The following is an 895-nucleotide window of genomic DNA, read 5'->3' as shown; positions in this document are numbered from 1 at the left end:
CATGAGTTTATGGATATTTGGTTTCTAGCCAGCTTTGTAGTGGTTATACCGATGGTCGGTAATTCGGCTATTCGCGCTGCCGGCAATACAAAACTACCCAGCATGGTTATGATAAGCGTTGCAATAGTGAATATGATATTAGACCCCATTCTAATTTTCGGCTTGCTTGGTTTCCCTAAACTTGGGCTAGCTGGCGCTGCCATATCAACCGTTTGTGCGTATTCGATTGCCCTGGTAATTGGTTTGTATGTATTGATAAAGAAGTTCGACTTCTTGAGCCTTAAGAGCTGCTATGGCCGGGTATTACAAAGCTGGCAGGCAATCCTCAAAATAGCTGTTCCCGCTGTAGGAACAAATCTAATTGCACCACTTTCAATCGCGATAACAACCTGGCTTGTAGCCCGATTCAGCCCCGAGTCTGTTGCCGGTTTTGGTGTTGCGTCACGTATTGAAGCAATCTTTCTTGTCGTAATTATGGGGCTAACCTCCATTATGGGCCCTTTTGTTGGCCAAAATTGGGGCGCAGAAAAACATGACCGGGTTTTCGAAGCACTTAAGATGAGCTTCAAGTTCGTTGCACTTTGGGGACTGGGGGCAAGCGTTTGTTTATGGCTATTTGCCAAGCCTCTAACCGGGTTGTTTTCGGCAGACGAATCAGTTATTGAGTCCTCCACCCTCTACTTATACTTAGTGCCTATCAGCTATCTATTTCTTGGCATCATTATGCTGAGCTCGTCAGCAGCTAACGGTATCGGCAGACCAATGCCCTCTTTGGTCATGTCACTTCTACGCTTAATCGTAATTTTTATTCCCTTGGCATTAGCGCTTGGTAATTTTTTTGATCTCGCGGGTATATATCTGGCCACAAGCCTTGCTAATATAATAGTTGGCACGG

General features: G+C 45.3%; 1 protein-coding gene. It reads left to right on the top strand.

The genetic code is table 11. The features are described 5' to 3' along the window. Window positions 1–9: 9 nt before the first annotated feature. The coding region (locus tag A3761_RS03165; RefSeq protein WP_197472775.1) for an MATE family efflux transporter at window positions 10–895 on the top strand (886 nt) is incomplete at its 3' end.

It is taken from the genome of Oleiphilus sp. HI0123 (assembly GCF_001635315.1).
This window is presented reverse-complemented; position numbering and strand designations above follow the sequence as displayed.